Raw genomic sequence first — 16,506 nt, forward strand, 5'->3', positions numbered from 1 at the left:
TACGGGATGGCCGCCTCGTCGTGCCCGATCGCGAGGCCCTCAACGGGGCCTGGCGTCGGGGTGGAGCGTCGAACTCAGTGGTCGTCGCGAGCCGCGCGACGCGAGCTGCGCGTCTCGCCCGCGCTCGGGTCCTCGAGACCTTCCGTCGTCATGTGGCCCGAAGCCTCGGCGTCGGTCCACGACGCAGCCGTGCCGGGGGCGCCGGCGGGCTCGGCAGTCGGCGTGTCGACACCGGCCGGGCGCACCATCGTCGTGTCGTCGGCCTTCGCGAAGTTCGTCACGGGGTTGTTGATCGTCATCTCGTCACCGCGAGCCGTCTTGGAGTCTGCGATGGCGGCCTCCGAGAGGCGAGCGTCCGCCGCACGCTTCTTCTGCTGGTCGGCGTACACGAGGTAGCCGGCGCCCGCGAGAGCGGCGACACCGAGCGTGATGAGGAAGCCGCCCTTCTTCTTCTTGGGCGCGAGGGCCGGCGCGTACTGCGCGACCTGCTTCTGTGCGCCCTCGGGCAGCTGGCCGACGACGTTGTGCGACGCGGCGGTGCCGGCGGCAGCAGCGGTCGCGAGGATCTCCTTGAGGTGCGGCAGCAGCTCGTCCTTGTAGAAGTCGCGCGCGTTGTCGGCTGAGATGCCCTTGTCCTCGGCGACGGCCTCGGCGCGGCCCCGCAGGGCGGCGGCCTTGTACGCGACGTCCTCGCGGGCGCCCGGGCCGAAGGCGCTGACGGCCTTCTTCTCGCCCTTGGCGGCCTTGGCGGCCAGGAGCGCAGCAAGGGCCCCGGCCTTCTTGTCGGCCGTCTTCGACGCCTTGGACGTCTTCTTGTCAGCCTTCTTCATGAAGCGCGAGGAGTTCTTGTCTGCCTTCTTGGCAGCCTTCTTCCCCTTCTGCTGTGCGTCGTCACGAGCGTCCTTGGCGGAGTCGGCGACGGCGGCGAGCGAGGCGACGGTGGCGGCCTTCGCAGCGCCGGCCTTCTCGGCGACGGCTTCGCGCTGGTCGGCGGTCTTGTCGGCGACCTTCTCCGTCGCTGCCTCGACGTGCGGCGCAGCAGCGTCGCGGGCCTCTTCGAGCTTCTCGACGATCACGTCGCGGGCTTCCTCGGCCTTCTCGACGAGGGTCGGCACGACGTCCTTCTCCGTCTTGACCTTGGCCTCGACGGCCTTCTCGGCAGCGAGACCGGCGACGGCGAGGGCGGCGCCCTTGGCCTTCTCGGACTTGGTGGGTTCGGACTTGCACAGCATGGCTGGTCTTCCTCTCCAGTCGGCAGCAGTTCTTGACTTCATCCTGCCTTGTTCGGGCGGGGCTTACCAACCGGTTGTGAGGTATTGGACGCTGTGGGAGGTCGTTTCGCTGAGCGCGAACGCCCGAGACCTCATCATGACCTGTCGTGTTCCACGTGAAACACTGGAGACATGATCGCGACTCTGCACACCAACCACGGTGACATCAACATCAACCTGTTCCCCAACCAGGCGCCGAAGACGGTCGACAACTTCGTCGGCCTGGCGAAGGGCACCAAGGAGTACAAGGACGACGCGGGCCGCACCAACCCGCAGCCGTACTACGACGGTCTGACGTTCCACCGCATCATCCCCGGCTTCATGATCCAGGGTGGCTGCCCGCTCGGCGTCGGCATGGGCGGCCCGGGGTACAACTTCGACGATGAGATCTCGCCGGAACTCAACTTCAAATCGCCGTACATGCTGGCCATGGCCAACGCGGGTACCCGCATGGGCAAGGGCACGAACGGCTCGCAGTTCTTCATCACCGTCGCCGACACGTCCTGGCTGCAGGGCAAGCACACGATCTTCGGTGAGGTCGCCGACGACGCGTCGAAGAAGGTCGTCGACGAGATCGCCGCCGTCTCCACCGGCGCCCAGGACAAGCCGCTCGAGCCCGTCGTCATCGAGAGCGTGACGATCTCCGAGTGACACCTCGCCTCCCGCCGCAAGTCGGGAGGTACCGCTGACGACTCCTCGTCAGCCAGCGCAGCCGAGATGGCCCCGTCGAGCATGACGGGGCCATCCTTGGTCTCACGCCTTCTTCCCGCACGCCTCCGACGAAACGAGACGACATGACGCAGCCGCCCGCCGGATCCGGCTCGGGTGCCTTCGGCGCCTCCGAGGCGCCGGACGCGGTACCCGTCTGCCCGCGCCACCCCAACACCGCTGCCTACACGCGCTGTCAACGTTGCGGTCGCCCGGCGTGCCCGCGCTGCCAGATCCCCGCGTCGGTGGGGTTCCAGTGCGTCGACTGCGTCGCGGCCGAACGGAAGACGAACCCGACGTTGCCGACCCGCTCGTCCCTGGGCATGACGACGGGCGCGGCGGCGCAGGGTCGACCCGTCGTCACGATCGGGATTATCGCGATCTGCTGTCTCGTGTGGCTGGGGCAGCTGGCGAGTGACGCGCTGTACCGCGACGTGTCGTTCGTCGCGGTGTTCGCGAGGGACGAGCCGTGGCGCTACCTGACGAGCGGGTTCGCCCACGACACCGGCACCCCGATGCACCTGCTGTTCAACATGATGGCGCTGTACTTCATGGGGCAGTACCTCGAACCACTCATCGGTCGTGTGCGCTTCGGGGCGCTGTACCTGCTCTCCGTGCTCGGTGGCTCCGTCGTCTACCAGATCATGACGGCGCCGTCGTCACAGCTCGATCTGCTGACGTCAGGGTGGGTGACGCCGCTGGTCGGCGCCTCCGGCGGTGTGTTCGGGCTCTTCCTCGCTGTCGTCGTGTTCAACCGCCGACTCGGCCGGGAGATCGGGCCGATGATGACGATGATCGCGATCAACGTCGTCATCGGTTTCACGGCGTCCAACGTGGCGTGGCAGGCGCACCTAGGCGGTGCGGTGGCCGGCGCCGTCGGCGCGCTCGTCCTGTATGCGCTGCGGCGCCGCCCGGTCGCGATGCAGGCCTCGGCGCTGGGCGCGTTGGCGGTGGCGCTCATCGCCGCTGCGTACGTCGACTTCTCGGTCGTGGGTGTCAGCTGGCCGCACATCGTCGGATGATCGTCGCCGTGGGCTGAGCGAGGCCCTCGTCGTTCGTGGGGTGCTGCCGTAGGGTGGCACCCCACGATGCGTGTGGATGAGTTGCCTGTGGATGGTGTGCCGTTAGCTGTGGATGACGCGGTGCACCACCTGGGGACGGTGAGGACGAGCCGTCACCCACATGGTTGTCCACAGTTTCCACGGCTGGGGTGGGGAAAAACCCGCGGAACGCCGCTGATCTATGCCAAGGGGTGGGGGCGATGGGCAGCGTCATCCCCAGCCGTGGGGTGGTTCGTCCACCGTCAGCGGCATGTTTTCCACCGTAAACAGCGGCTCGTCCACCGGCCGTCCACTGTTTTCCACAGGTTTGTCCCCAGGTGTGGAAAACCACACGCGTGTAACTACACACAGGCTGTGGACAAGTCTGGGGACAACGTCGTGGGTTGCAGGCCGCAGGGCGACGCCCGCACCGTCAGGCCTTGCGGCGCGGCGCCCGGTGACCTCGTGGGGCCACGATGCAGCGAACCCGAGTGAGCAGACACAGACGAACGCCCGTTCCCACGAGGGAACGGGCGTTCGGTTCGGCGGGGCGTCAGCAGCGGACAGAAGGTGGGGTCACTTCCAGCGCGTCAACATGACGAAGCCGACCATGATGGCCGCGAAGCCGATGACGATGTTGCCGGCGTCGATGCCGGGGATCGGGTAGCTCGTCGTGCCGCTGGCGATGTAGTAGACCATCACCCAGGCGAGCCCGGCGAGCATGAGGCCGAGGGCGACCGGCAGCCACCAGCGGGGGTTGAGGCCGTCTCCGGCGGCGGCGCGCTGAGTGGCGTCGGTGGTCTTGCGGGCCACGGCATGGCTCCCATCTGAGTTCGGTGCGTCAACTAGGGTGAGAGCCTAGTTGATCCGGCCGGGCGATGCGTCGAGTGAAGGAGGCTGACCCCATGAGCGAACGCGACTCCGAGCGCGACGCGTCTGCGACGCCGCCCGCACACGTCGAACGCGCCACCGACGACGCTGCGCGCGACGCGTTGCCGATCGACGAGATGCCGCCCGCGCGCCGTCGCGGCTCGTTGGCGTGGAAGGCCGCCGTCCCGATCGCGCTGCTCGTCGCGGGGGCGATGTTCGGGGTCAGTTCCCGTGCGGCGAACGGCACGGATCTGCGCTCCGACACCACCAATCTCGCTGATGTCGTGCGGCGCGCGGATCAGCGCGTCAAGACCAAGCAGGAGGACGTCGCGACGTTGCGCGCCGACGTCGAGGCGGCGCAGCTCGCTGCGGCGAAGAAGGATTCGGGTGCGGCGCGTGCGTTGGCGCTGACGAAGCAGGCCGACAAGGCGCAGGATCCGGCGGGTCTCGCACCGTTGAGCGGGCAGGCCATCAGCGTGACGCTCGACGACAGCAAGAAGAAGGTCGAGGAGCTGCCGAAGGACGGTTCGCCGGACTGGCTCGTCGTGCACCAGCAGGACGTCCAGGCCGTCGTCAACGCCCTGTGGGAGGGCGGCGCTCGCGGCATCCAGCTCATGGATCAGCGCATCGTCTCGACAAGCGCCGTGCGCTGCGTCGGCAACACGCTCATCCTCCAGGGCCGCGTGTACTCACCGCCGTTCACGATCACCGCCGTCGGGGACCCGGTGAAGCTGAAGGCCGCGCTCGAGGCCGACGAGTCCGTCAAGATCTACAAGCAGTACGTCGACCTCGTTGGGCTCGGCTACAACGTCAAGGCCATCCAGAACACGACGCTGCCCGCCTTCACGGGCTCGGTGACGATGAAGCACGCGCACGTCCAGCCGTGACGCCCGTGTTGCTGCGCCTGCAGCCTGACCCCGGGCAGGATGGCGGCTGACTCATGGGTAGGCGCGTAACTGTCCGCCGACCCGTGAGTTACCTGGCATCCTGAGGCATCCTGACGGCGGTGTCGGGGCTCCCACCTAGACTGGCGCGCATGACCGATTCGCCGCGCATCCTCGTCGTCGACAACTACGACAGCTTCGTCTTCACGATCGTCGGCTACCTCCAGCAGCTCGGCGCCGAGACGACCGTCGTGCGCAACGACGCGATCAGCGCTAAGGACGGCGCCGACTTCGACGGCGTCCTCGTCTCGCCCGGTCCCGGCACGCCCGAGGACGCCGGCGTCAGCATGGCAATGATCGAGGCGTGCGGTGAGCGCAACCAGCCGATGCTGGGGGTGTGCCTCGGCCACCAGGCGCTCGGCGTCGTGACGGGCTGCACCGTCGGTCGGGCGCCGGAGCTGCTCCACGGCAAGACGTCGCAGGTGCACCACGACGGCACGGGCGTCCTCGAGGGGCTCGACGACCCGTTCACCGCGACGCGCTACCACTCGCTGACGATCGACCCGGCCACCGTCACCGACGAACTCGTCGTCAACGGCCGCACCGAATCGGGCATCATCATGGCCGCCCACCACCGCGACCTGCCGCTGCACGGCGTGCAGTTCCACCCCGAATCCGTCATGACGGTCGGCGGCCACCGCATGCTCGCCAACTGGCTCGCGATGTGCGGTTCGACGACGGCCGTCGCCGCCAGCGCCGGCATGGCACCGCTCGTGCGCACCGCCTGAGCGGCACATAGCCCGAACGCCGCGCCCCACCAGCGGCTCTCGAACGAGGAAAGCCCCCGATCCACAGGGCCGGGGGCTTCCTTCGTCAGCTCACTTGCTCGACGACTGCGACGGCGACGGCGTCATCGCGCTACCGTCCGATGTCGACGACGGACTCGTCGACGACGGACTCGTCGACGGCGACGGCGACTGTGTCGACGACGAGGGGGACTGCGACGTCGCGGGCGCGGAACTGGACGACGGGGCCGCTGACGACGAGGGCGGCTGCGTCACGGTGGCCGTCGCGGTCTTCTCGGGTGACTTGCCGATGTAGACGGTGACGGACGAGCCGTTGTTGACCTTCTTGCCGGCGTCGGGCACGTAGACGACCTTGCCGACCTCGTCGGGCCTGTCGGTGACCTGGTCCTTGGAGTCGATCGACAGGTGCGCCTTGTACAGCGCCTGCGCCGCCTCCGACGCCGTCTTGCCCTCGAGGTCAGGCACGGTGGCCTTGCCGCTGCTCTCGTAGAGCGTGATGTCGCTCGACGTGCCGAGTGATGCGCCGGCCTTCGGGTTGCTCTCGGCGATGATGCCGGCGTCGAGGCCGGTGTCGTCCTTCTTCGTCGGCGAGATCTTGATGTGGTTCTCGTCGATGCCGGCGGCGAGAAGGGCCGCCTTCGCCTCGTTGACGGCGTCACCGACGACGTTCGGCACCTTGACCGAGTCGGGGCCCGTGGAGACGGTGAGTGTCACGTCGGAACGTCGGGATGCCTCCGTCCCGCCCGCCGGATCTTGGTCGATGACGGTGTTCTCCGCGGCGTTGTCGGCGACCTCTCGCTTCGTGACGGTGAAGTCGGGCGACAGCGTCTTCGCGGCCTGCTCGTACGTCATGCCGCGCACGCTCGCGACGGTGACCTTCTCCGGCGAGCTGGGCGAGTGCATGAACAAGTAGCCGATGCCGAGGATGGCCGCGAGCGCTGCGACGGCCGCGAGGGCCCACCATCCGGCATGCGATCGGCGGGGTTCGCGCGAGTCGAGTTCGGCCGTCGAATCGGCGGCAGCCGCCGTCGCCGCAGCGCGGCGCGTCGGGTAGTCGACGACCTCCGTGTGGTCGGCGGACGTCACCGTGCTCGCCTGCGCGGCAGCGGAGATCGGTTGTCCGGAGCGGGCAGCGAGGACGTCGGCGCGGAAGTCGGCGGCGCTCTGGTAGCGATCGTCGCGCCCCTTCGCGAGCGAGTGCAGCACGACCGCGTCGAGCGCCGGCGACACCGACGACTCGTAGAGCGACGGGGGTTGCGGCTGTTCGCCGATGTGCTGATAGACGAGGCTGACGGGCTCGCCGACGAACGGTGCGCGCCCCGTCAACAGCTCGAACAGGACGCAGCCGGCGGAGTACAGGTCGGTGCGAGCGTCGACGCTCTGGCCTTGCGCCTGCTCGGGCGACAGGTACCGGGCGGTGCCGACGACGGCCTGGGCGCTCGTCATCGTCGCGCCGACGTCGGCGAGGGCGCGGGCGATGCCGAAGTCCATGACCTTGACGGAACCGCCGCGCGTCACCATGACGTTGCCGGGCTTGATGTCGCGGTGCACGATGCCCTTCGAGTGGCTGTACTCGAGGGCTGACAGGACGCCCATCATGATGCGGCAGGCCTCGTCGGCGCTGACCTTCTTCTCCTCGTTGAGGATCTCGCGCAGCGTCTGCCCGTCGACGAACTCCATGACGATGTAGGGGATGTCGACGGTGCCGCCCGCCGCTTCGACGAAGGTGTCCTCACCCGAGTCGTAGACGGCGACGATGTTGGCGTGGTTGAGCCCGGCGGACGCCTGCGCCTCGCGGCGGAAGCGTTGCAGGAAGCTGGGGTCGCGCGCCAGGTCCGATCGCAGGATCTTGATGGCGACGGGGCGTCCGAGGCGCGTGTCGTGGCCGGCGTGGACGTCGGCCATGCCACCGCGGCCGACGAGTTCGCCGACTTCGTAGCGGCCACCGAGGATGCGTGGTGTCGCGCTCATGAGATGTCCTTCGCGAGGGTCGGGATGGGGCGGTGCGCGGCGGCCGTGGAGCGCCGCAGAGGTGGACGAAGATCGCAGATGCGGACGGGAATCGCAGATGTCATCGCAGGGCTGCCTCGAAGATCTGCTGCGCGGCGGGTGCGGCGACCTCGCCGGCGAGGGTCTCGACGCCCTGATCGCCGCCGTTCTCGAGCACGAGCGCGAGCGCGATCTTGGGGTCGTTCGCCGGTGCGAAACCGGTGAACCACAGGTCGGCGGCCTTGCTCGTGTCGCCCTGCGCCGTGCCCGTCTTGCCCGCGACCTGGTAGCCGTCGACGGCGGCGAGCTTGCCGGTGCCGTTGTTGACGACCGCTTCCATCATCGTCTTGAGGCTGCCGGCCGTGTCCGATGAGATGGGCTTGGACATGATCTTCGGGTCGGTCGAGGAGATGACGTCGAGGTCGGAGTCGACGACGTTCTTCACGAGGTGCGGTTCCATCTGCGTGCCGCCGTTCGCGATCGTCGCGGAGATCATCGCGATCTGCAGCGGCGTGACCCGCACGTCGTACTGGCCGATGGCGGCCATCGCCGTCTGCGGCGTGTTCATGTCGGAGGGGAAGCTCGACGGCGTGACGCGCATCGGCAGGCGCACGACCTGGCCGAAGCCGAACTTCTTGGCCTGTGCGGCGAGCTTGTCCTGGCCGAGATCCATGCCGAGCTCGGCGTAGGCCGTGTTGCAGCTGATCTCGAGCGCGTGCGTCAGTGACGTCTTGTCGTTGTCGCCGCAGGGCAGGTGGTTGTCGTTGGGCAGTGAGTGCGTCGTCTGCGGCAGCCTGATGGTGGCAGGGCCGTTGAGCGTCGACTCGGGCGTGTACTTGCCCGATTCGAGCGCGGCGGCCGTCGTGACGAGCTTGAACGTGGAACCCGGGGGGTACAGATTGCCCGAGATGGTCCGGTTGACCATCGGCTGCGTCGAGTCGGCGTTGAGCTGCTTCCACATGTTGACGACCGACGTCGTGTCGTGCGAGGCGAGGGTCGACGGGTCGTACGTCGGTGAGCTCACCATGGCGAGGACGGCGCCCGTCTTGGGGTCGAGCGCGACGGCCGCGCCGCGACGGTTGCCGAGCGCCTTCGCCGCGGCCGCCTGGATCTTGGGGTTGATCGTCAGCTCGACGTTGGCCCCGGCGGGCTTCTTGCCCGTGACGACGTCAGCGAGGCGGCGGTAGAACAACGAGTCGCTCGTGCCGCTCAGGACGCCGTCGGAGGCACCCTCGATGCCGCCGCCGTTGCCGTAGACGATCGAGCTGTAGCCCATGACGGGCGCATAGAGCGAGCCGTTCGAGTACTGACGCTGGTAGACGTACTTGTCGTTCGACTTCACGCTCGTCGCGATGGCCTTGCCGTCCACGAGGATGCTGCCGCGCTCCTTCTTGTACCCGTCGTTGATGACGCGGCTGTTGCCGGCGCGGGCGTCGAGCGAGGGCGCCTGGACGACCTGGATGTAGCTCGCGGCAACGAGAACGGCACAGAACAGCATCGAGGCCACGACGCCGAGCTTGCGGATCGGCGTGTTCATCGGATCTTCACCACCTGGGTGTCGTCGGAGCCGAGCGTCGGCCTCGCCTCCGTGACGGCGGGGCGTCGCGCCTGGTCGCTGATGCGCAGCAGCAGCGCGATGATCGCCCAGTTCGCGAGCAGCGAGCTACCGCCGGCTGACAGGAACGGCGTCGTCAGACCGGTGAGGGGGATGACGCGGGTGATGCCGCCGAGGACGACGAAGCACTGCAGGCAGATGGAGAACGCGAGGCCTGTCGCGAGGAGCTTGCCGAAGCCGTCGCGGCAGGCAATGGCGATGCGCAGGCCGCGTTCGACGATGATGGCGAACAGCGCGATCATCGCCGTGAGGCCGACGAGGCCGAGTTCTTCGCCGAAGCTCGACATGATGAAGTCAGAGTTCGCCTCGGCGTAGTTGAACGTCGGGTAGCCGCGTCCGAGGCCGGTGCCGGTGAGTCCGCCGAACGCGAGGCCCATGAGGGAGCGGGCGACCTGGTCGGAGAGGCCTGGCGCGAACGGGTCGAGCCAGAGGGTGACGCGGTTCTGGAAGTTGGGGAAGAGCAGGTACGCGAGGTAGCAGCCGCTGAAGAAGAGCCCGAGACCGATGGCGATCCAGCTGCGCCTCTCCGTCGCCACGTAGAGCATGGCGACGAACAGGCCGAAGAACAGCAGCGACGTGCCGAGGTCCTTCTCGAAGACGAGGACGGCGAGGGACGTCAGCCAGGCCAGCAGGATGGGGCCCATGTCGCGCGCTCTCGGCAGCGGGAAGCCGAGCACACGCTTGCCGACGAGACTGAGCGCGTCACGCGTCTGCACGAGGTAGCTCGCGAAGAAGATCGTGAGCAGGATCTTGGCGACCTCGCTCGGCTGGAAGCTGAGCGGCCCGACGTGGATCCAGATGCGGTTGCCGTTGATGTTCATGCCGATGAACGGCAGCAGCGGCATCATGAGCAGCGCGAGGCCGGCGAGGGCGAACGTGAACGTGTAGCGCCGCAGCCGCCGGTGGTCGCGGATGAGGCAGAGCAGCCCGATCGCGGCGGCGACGGCAATGGCCGACCACATGAGCTGTCGGACGGCTGCGCCCTCCATGACGCCCTTGCCGCGGGCCATGTCGATACGACGGATCATGACGAGTCCGAGGCCGTTGAGCAGCGTCGCGGCCGGCAGCAGCACGGGGTCGGCGTAGGCGGCGACGACGCGCACGACGAGGTGGAACACGAGGGCGATGACGCCCATCCCGACGCCGAGCGTCAGGATGTCGGTCGGCAGCGACCCCTCCACCGCGAGCCCGACGTTCGCGTAGGCGAACAGCACGATGCCCACGGCGAACGCGAGCAGCATGAGCTCGGTGCCGCGTTTCGTGCCTCGGCCCGTGATGGTCGCGAGGTCTGGGCTCACTTCGTGCACTCGTTTCCGGAGGCGGACGCGGCGAGGCACGCGACCATCTCCGCGCGCAGACGCTCGACGGTGGCGGCGGCCTCCTTCTCACTGGAGGCGTCGATGCCGCTCGTCACCTTGGAGCGCCAGAACTCGGGCAGGTCGGCGGTCGGGATGTTCGTGCTCTCCTGCTGATGGCGCAGGTCGATCGGGCCGAGCTTCGAGTCGACGCCTTGATAGACGGTGACGCGGCCGCCCGAATCCTTGATGAAGTACTGACTCTGCGACCACGTCCAGCCCCACACGGCGGCCACGGCGAGGGCGAGCAGCAGGACGAGCGCGGCGATGGCGGCGTAGCGACGTCCGCGGCGACGCGGGCGCGTCTCGGCGAGGTGGGCACCCTTGTCGGTCTCGTCGGGTTCGTCGTCGCCGTCGAGTTCGCGGGAGAGGGCGCGGGCCTTCTCCGCCGGCGTCTGCTCACGCGTCGGCAGGCTCTGAGTCAGGCCGTGCGCGACGGCGGCGCCGACCACGTCGGGGCGCGCGGCGAGGTCGACGTCGTCGATGTCCGCAACCTCCGCGACGACGACGGTGACGTTGTCGAGCGTCGAGGCCTTGAGGGCGATCTCGATGAGGGAGTCGGCGACCTCGCCGACGCTCTTCGACGCGCCCTCGGTGAAGATCTCCTCGATCGTGCGGGCGCCGACGTAGTCGGAGAGGCCGTCGGAGCATAACAAGTAGCGGTCGCCGACGCGTGCCTCGCGCAGGCTGAGGTCGGGCACGTCGCCCTCGCGGCCCGTCAGGACGCGCGTGACGAGGCTGCGCTGCGGGTGGTGGACGGCCTCGTCGGGGGTGATGCGGCCGGAGTCGAGCAGGCTCTGGACGAAGGAGTGGTCCTTCGTGATCTGCGTGAACTTGCCGTCACGCAGCTGGTAGGCGCGGCTGTCGCCGATGTTCGCCATCGCGAGCTGCCGGCCGGTCTTGAGCAGCACGATCAGGGTGGTGCCCATGCCCTCGCGGGTGGGATCGGCGTCCATCTCGCTGCGCAACTTCTCGTTGGCCTCGGCGATGCCGTCGGCGAGTTGGTCGAGAGCGTCGTCGGCGCCGATGTCGTCGCCGTCGAGCTGCACGAGTTCGCCGACGACGGTGGAGCTCGCGACGTCACCTGCGGCGTGGCCGCCCATGCCGTCGGCGAGCACGAGCATCGAGCTGCTCGCGTAGGCCGAGTCCTCGTTGCGCTTCTTCGAGCCGAGACCGACGTCGGATCGTGCGGCGTATCTGAGTGCGATGGGCATGGTCACTTCCTCAGTTCGAGGACGGTGCGGCCGATACGGATACGGGTGCCCGGTTCGACGCGCACGTGCTCACCGATGCGTTCAGCACCGATGTACGTGCCGTTCGTCGATCCCAGGTCGTCGAGGTACCAGCCGTCGGATTCGGGGTAGATGCGGGCGTGGCGACCCGAGGCGAAGTCGTCGCTCAGCACGAGCGAGCACTCGGGGTTGCGTCCGAGCAAGGTGCCGGATTCCGACAGCGGCAGCGTGGTGCCGCGCATCGCGCCTTCGATGATGGCGAGATGCGTCGGGCCCTTGCGCACGGCGCGGGGTGTCTTGGCCTTCGTTTCACGTGAAACAGCGCGCGAGGCACGGCCACCACCCGTCTTCGCGCCGTACAGGTCGGAACGGAGCACGCCGACGACGGCGAACACGAAGAACCACAGCAGCGCGAGCAGGCCGTAGCGGATGGCCGTCATCGTCAGTTCGTTCATGGGCGGTCTCCGAGATGGATGGTCATGGGGGTGCGCCCGAGGGTCAACCGGTCGCCGTCGTGCACGTGCGTCGAACCGACGTGCTCGCCGTTGACGTAGGTGCCGTTCGTCGACCCGAGATCGCGCACGCTCATGACGAGGTGGGGACCGTCGTGCGTGATGCGGATCTCGCTGTGACGACGGCTGACGCCCGGGTCGTCGACGACGATGTCGGCGTCGTCGTCACGCCCGAGGACGGTGATGGCTCCGAGCAGGGGGTAGCGCTGCCCGTCGATCTTCAGCCACGGGCGTTCGCGCGGCGACATCTGACGCGGACGCGCCGATTCCGGGCGCGGCGCAGGCTCGTAGCCCGTCGGGTCGCCGGCGTCGCTGTCGTCATCCCAGGCGTGGTGAGCGTTCGCGTCATGGTTGTCGTGATTCTCGGCGTCGACGTAGACATCGCCCGAGTAGACGCGACCGTCGGCGTGGGCATCGTCGAAACCGTGGTGGTCGTAGTCGTCGTATCCGGCTTCGTCTTCGACGAGGTGGTCGTCGGCAGCGTATGAGTCTTGTACTGGCGGGGCGCTGACGTGCGCCTCGCGGTCGAGGTAGCCGCGTTCATCGTTGCGCTCGTACTCGGACGCTGCGGACGGGGGGGCGTCGGCGTGGCCGCGCGACGAGTCGGTGGTGGGCTGCGGGCTGCCGAGCAGGTAGTCCTTGATGCGCGTACCGAACGTGCGGCCGGTCGGGTGCGGTGACGTCGTCGATCCGAGGGCGCTCGCGGCGCTGGCACCCGCGACGCCGGCGTGCGTGCCGGAGTGAGCGTCGTAGGCATCGGACGCATCGCGGGTGTCCAGGTGGGCGTCGTGGTTCGCGCCCGTGGGCTGCGCCGCGGCGTCGTGGCTCGTGTCGTCGTGGTGCGTCTCGCGCTGCGGGCGCGGGTTGTTGCGCTGGTGGGCGAGGGCATCCGCGGCCTTGGCCGTTGCGGGGCGTAGGCGGAAGACGCCCGTCTCGAGGTCGTCGGATTCGGTGAGCACGATCGTCAGGGGGCCGCCGGGCATGTAGCGCTGCTCGTCGGCGTGCTCCTGGGCGCTCGCGATGAGTTCGTCGTCGAGTTCGTCGCCCCACTCGGAGAGGCGGTCGTAGTCGGTCGGCGACAACTCGATCGTGAACAGGTTGGGGACGATGGGTCGCTTGCCCTTGCCGACGGACGCCGCGCGGTCGTCCATGGCGCGGCGGATTCCAGACGCGATCTCGACGGGCTGGACCTCGCTCTTGAACGCGCGCGCGAAAGCGCCGTTGACGCCTTGTTCGAGCTTGCTCTCGAGCTTGTCGAACAGACCCATGGGTGCCTCCAGTCTCGTACCTCACCCCTGAGCGGGGACGTGCGCCCAACGGTTCGCCGGGGTTTTGATCGTAACGGGCGCACTCCTGCCTGCGCTGGATGCAGCGCGCCTCCGCGTGCCTGTGAGGGCGGACGGTTGCGTGGTGGCGGGGCACGGGCGCCGCGCCGATTTGGTGAACTCGCCCAAGGTAGGGAATGATAGGTGAGCACTCGCGCGAGTGGCGGAACGGCAGACGCGCTGGCTTCAGGTGCCAGTGTCCGAAAGGGCGTGGGGGTTCAAATCCCCCCTCGCGCACGCGGGGTAGTTCACGAATCACTGTGGCTACAGCTCACGAATCCCGGTCTGAGAGAAATCTCAGGCCGGGATTCGCGTTTTCCGAGGGGTTTTCGGCCTTGAAATCGCTTGGGTGGGCGCTGTGGCGCTGGCGGTCGATCTGTGAGCCCTGACTTTGATGTTCAAGTCAGGCTCTGCCGGCGCCTTCTCGCAGACCGCGGCGCCCGCGAAGAACGACCACACGACCAGCATCGCGGCCTCGTCAGTCGGAGGGGCCGCGCTCGCTCTCGGCGGATCTACCCTCGTCTACCGCCTACGCAAGAACGCCTGATCATCGTTGATCGCACCCGACGCTCGCCCGAGACAACTGCCCCGCCGGACGCATCCGGCGGGGCAGTCTCGTCAGACGCCGACCCGCTGCGGGTCGGGGGCGTCGAGCGCCGCGCGCGCACGCTGCGTCACCTCGGCGTGATCGAAGAGAAAACGCTGCGCGACCTCGGCGTCCTGATGCACGAGCCGCGGGCGAGTCGGCCCACTCGTCGAATGCAACTCGACGGTGCCCAAGCCCAGCCACCGCTGCAGAGGACCCTGCGCGAGCGCCATCGACTGCACCCGCGCATGTGGCACGCAGACGACTCGGCGCTTCATGCGGCCCTCGCGGATGACGGTCATCGTCGCCGTGCGCGCCCACGCCTCGCGCCGCGACGACAACGGATCGAGCAGCCGCGCTCGCCGGCCGGGCCCGGTGAACATCGCTGCGGCGGCTGATGTCGATGTCGTGCGCTCCGCCATCATCGCCTCGAGCATGAGGTCGCGACCGGTCACGTCCGGCGGCGTGCCCGGCTCCGGCAGGACGAGCTCCATGAGCATCATTGCGTCATCGACGGATCCGACCGGCAGCAGGATGGCGTCGGCGTCGTCACCGAGGGCGGAGGAACTCGCGAGGTTCATCCGCACGCGCCACCACCCGAACCGGCGCCACAGCACGGGTTGTGTGAGTTCGACGGCCTGGATGCGGTCGACCGGAATGACGCGACGCGTCGTCGAGGTGAGGCCGTGCGTGACGACGATCCCGTCGGACGTGAGCGCCACGGAGAAGTTCGAGTCGCGCAGGAACGCGCGGACGGCCGCATTCACCGCGCCGAACATGACGAACAGCACCGTCAGCGCGATCGAGAACGCCTCCGACGCGTGCCCCGTACTGACGCCGACACCGAACAGGACGAGCAGGACGACGAAACCCGCCTCCGCGACGAGCGCACCACCCGTCAGCGCCTGGGCGGTGAAGACGCGGTGCGGGGGCACCCTGACGATGGCGCCCTCCGCGTCCGCTGCGACTCGTACGCGATACGGCGCGAGGGCTTCGGTGAGCGTGCCACTCAGGTCGTCGACGACGCCCGGGATGACACCGTGAACGAGTCGACTACCCAACGATGCACCGGGCCGCGATGCCCTCGCCGTGGCGGCGTCCTCCCGGACGCGCGCGGCCTGGCGGGTGGTATGCGCCTCGACCTCGGGTGCATCGCCGGGGTTGGTGGCAGCCTCTTGGCCGCCAGCGCCGAGGCTGGTGGATGTCCGGGACGCACCGTCGCTCTCGTGGGAGGTTTCACGTGAAACTCGCACCCGTTCGAGCATCGTGGCGCGTAGCTTCTCGGCGTTGGCGCGCCGCAGGTACTCGATCGTCAGGTTGGAATCGCTGCCGCCGGCGACGTCGAACTTGAGCTGGGCGAGCCCGAGCAGTCGGGGAAGTAGCGGCTGGGTGAGGTCGATGGCCTGCACGCGATCGAGACGCGCCTTGCGGTGCGCCTTGCCGACGACGCCCTTGCGCACCTGCAGGCTGTCGGCGTCGACGCGAAACTCGTTCTTGCGCCACATGATCCAGTTGGCGAGCAGCAGCACGGCAAGCACGCCCACGAGAATGGCGAGCGCGACGAGCCAGCGGCTCGCCGCGTATGTCTCGGCATTGCTCGACGACGAGGAGCCACCGGCCGCGCCGTTGAGAGCTCCCTTCAGCATGTCCTCGGCGCGGGAGATGCCGATACCGAGGACGACGAGCAGAAACGCGCCGCTCTTCATGACTGGCGTCAACGGGTGAACGCGATGCCATGCTCCGTCGGCGAGCGTGTCGTCGGGCGGCCCGGGGGTGGCGGCCGAGTCGTCGGGCGTGTGGGTGTCGGCCATCGTCACAGCCCCGCGAGGTGCGCTTCGCCGAGCGCGGCGAGACGATCGCGCAGTGCCTCCGCGTCGTGGCGTGGCATGCCGGGGATGGTGGCGTCGGAAGACGCGGACGCGGTGTGCAGTTCGAGCGTGGCAAGATCGAACATCCGCGCGATCGGTCCACTCGAGACCTCGACGTACTGGATGCGCCCGTACGGCACGACCGTCGTCGTACGGAACATGACGCCCCTGACGATGAGCAGGTCGTCGTCGCGCGTGGCGTACCCGATGTGCCTGACCTGACGCGCGATGACGAGGCCCACCCACACGACGGCGACGATCAGCGCGACGGCGAGGGCAACCGTCACCCAGCGTGGCGCGAAGAACATCGTGGCCGCGACGCCGGCACCGGCGACGACCGCCGCGACGGCGAGCGTCAGCAGGCGCGCCGACGTCAGCCGAGGGCTCACCGGGGTGAGGCCTGGTGGCAAGGGCCGTGCATCGCGTTCGGACATGCGTCCCACCC

14 protein-coding genes and 1 tRNA gene are annotated in these 16,506 nt (G+C 68.6%); 5 read left to right on the forward strand and 10 right to left on the reverse strand.

The genetic code is table 11. The annotated features are described in order from the left end of the window. Positions 1 to 74: 74 nt before the first annotated feature. Positions 75 to 1,232 (reverse strand): hypothetical protein, encoded by a 1,158-nt coding sequence (locus J4Z35_RS08275; RefSeq protein ID WP_131940210.1) that lies wholly within the window; start codon positions 1,230 to 1,232, stop codon positions 75 to 77. A 171-nt stretch (positions 1,233 to 1,403) separates the two neighbouring features. Here J4Z35_RS08275 and J4Z35_RS08280 point away from each other — a divergent pair, with 171 nt between their 5' ends. Together J4Z35_RS08280 and J4Z35_RS08285 are read left to right on the forward strand one after the other, a co-directional pair. Continuing rightward, entirely contained in the window at positions 1,404 to 1,922 is a 519-nt protein-coding gene (locus J4Z35_RS08280) for a peptidylprolyl isomerase (protein ID WP_074045839.1), read from the forward strand. A gap of 143 nt (positions 1,923 to 2,065) precedes the next feature. Beyond that, a complete protein-coding gene (locus J4Z35_RS08285; RefSeq protein ID WP_006944690.1) occupies positions 2,066 to 3,001 on the forward strand; it encodes a rhomboid family intramembrane serine protease in 936 nt (311 codons plus the stop codon). A gap of 594 nt (positions 3,002 to 3,595) precedes the next feature. Here the strand turns inward: J4Z35_RS08285 and J4Z35_RS08290 are convergent. Further along, positions 3,596 to 3,832, reverse strand: a complete 237-nt coding sequence (locus J4Z35_RS08290) for a cell division protein CrgA (RefSeq protein ID WP_006944615.1) — start codon at positions 3,830 to 3,832, stop codon at positions 3,596 to 3,598. Positions 3,833 to 3,924: 92 nt separating this feature from the next. Here J4Z35_RS08290 and J4Z35_RS08295 point away from each other — a divergent pair, with 92 nt between their 5' ends. Both J4Z35_RS08295 and J4Z35_RS08300 read left to right on the forward strand, forming a co-directional pair. Beyond that, a complete protein-coding gene (locus J4Z35_RS08295) occupies positions 3,925 to 4,776 on the forward strand; it encodes a DUF881 domain-containing protein (protein ID WP_231729405.1) in 852 nt (283 codons plus the stop codon). A 149-nt stretch (positions 4,777 to 4,925) separates the two neighbouring features. Beyond that, positions 4,926 to 5,561: an aminodeoxychorismate/anthranilate synthase component II gene (locus tag J4Z35_RS08300; protein WP_006944795.1), complete on the forward strand. Its 636-nt coding sequence runs from the start codon at positions 4,926 to 4,928 to the stop codon at positions 5,559 to 5,561. Between the two features lie 90 nt (positions 5,562 to 5,651). On the opposite strand, the gene pknB is transcribed toward J4Z35_RS08300, so the two are convergent. From pknB to J4Z35_RS14850, 6 genes are all read right to left on the reverse strand, one after another. Continuing rightward, the gene (gene pknB, locus J4Z35_RS08305; RefSeq protein WP_208065497.1) at positions 5,652 to 7,550 is read right to left on the reverse strand and encodes a Stk1 family PASTA domain-containing Ser/Thr kinase; all 1,899 of its coding nucleotides are present in this window, start codon (positions 7,548 to 7,550) and stop codon (positions 5,652 to 5,654) included. A 100-nt stretch (positions 7,551 to 7,650) separates the two neighbouring features. After that, positions 7,651 to 9,105 (reverse strand): penicillin-binding transpeptidase domain-containing protein, encoded by a 1,455-nt coding sequence (locus J4Z35_RS08310; RefSeq protein ID WP_208065498.1) that lies wholly within the window; start codon positions 9,103 to 9,105, stop codon positions 7,651 to 7,653. Next, positions 9,102 to 10,481, reverse strand: coding sequence for an FtsW/RodA/SpoVE family cell cycle protein (locus tag J4Z35_RS08315; RefSeq protein ID WP_208065499.1), 1,380 nt, complete (start codon positions 10,479 to 10,481; stop codon positions 9,102 to 9,104). The genes J4Z35_RS08310 and J4Z35_RS08315 overlap by 4 nt, the downstream gene beginning before the upstream one ends. Then, the gene (locus J4Z35_RS08320; RefSeq protein WP_208065500.1) at positions 10,478 to 11,752 is read right to left on the reverse strand and encodes a protein phosphatase 2C domain-containing protein; all 1,275 of its coding nucleotides are present in this window, start codon (positions 11,750 to 11,752) and stop codon (positions 10,478 to 10,480) included. The genes J4Z35_RS08315 and J4Z35_RS08320 overlap by 4 nt, the downstream gene beginning before the upstream one ends. Positions 11,753 to 11,754: 2 nt before the next feature. Continuing rightward, a complete protein-coding gene (locus J4Z35_RS08325; protein ID WP_006944783.1) occupies positions 11,755 to 12,225 on the reverse strand; it encodes an FHA domain-containing protein in 471 nt (156 codons plus the stop codon). Continuing rightward, positions 12,222 to 13,550 (reverse strand): DUF3662 and FHA domain-containing protein, encoded by a 1,329-nt coding sequence (locus J4Z35_RS14850; RefSeq protein WP_311200819.1) that lies wholly within the window; start codon positions 13,548 to 13,550, stop codon positions 12,222 to 12,224. The genes J4Z35_RS08325 and J4Z35_RS14850 overlap by 4 nt, the downstream gene beginning before the upstream one ends. 211 nt (positions 13,551 to 13,761) lie before the next feature. Here J4Z35_RS14850 and J4Z35_RS08340 point away from each other — a divergent pair. After that, positions 13,762 to 13,844 (forward strand) — tRNA-Leu (locus J4Z35_RS08340). A gap of 381 nt (positions 13,845 to 14,225) precedes the next feature. Here J4Z35_RS08340 and J4Z35_RS08345 read toward each other — a convergent pair. Next, on the reverse strand, positions 14,226 to 16,004 hold the full coding sequence (locus J4Z35_RS08345; RefSeq protein ID WP_208065501.1) for a PH domain-containing protein: 1,779 nt from the start codon (positions 16,002 to 16,004) through the stop codon (positions 14,226 to 14,228). A gap of 2 nt (positions 16,005 to 16,006) precedes the next feature. After that, positions 16,007 to 16,495, reverse strand: a complete 489-nt coding sequence (locus J4Z35_RS08350; RefSeq protein WP_243754963.1) for a PH domain-containing protein — start codon at positions 16,493 to 16,495, stop codon at positions 16,007 to 16,009. Positions 16,496 to 16,506 lie beyond the last annotated feature (11 nt).

This window comes from Dermacoccus sp. NHGro5 (genome assembly GCF_017565385.1).
Taxonomy (GTDB): Bacteria; Actinomycetota; Actinomycetes; order Actinomycetales; family Dermatophilaceae; genus Dermacoccus; species Dermacoccus nishinomiyaensis.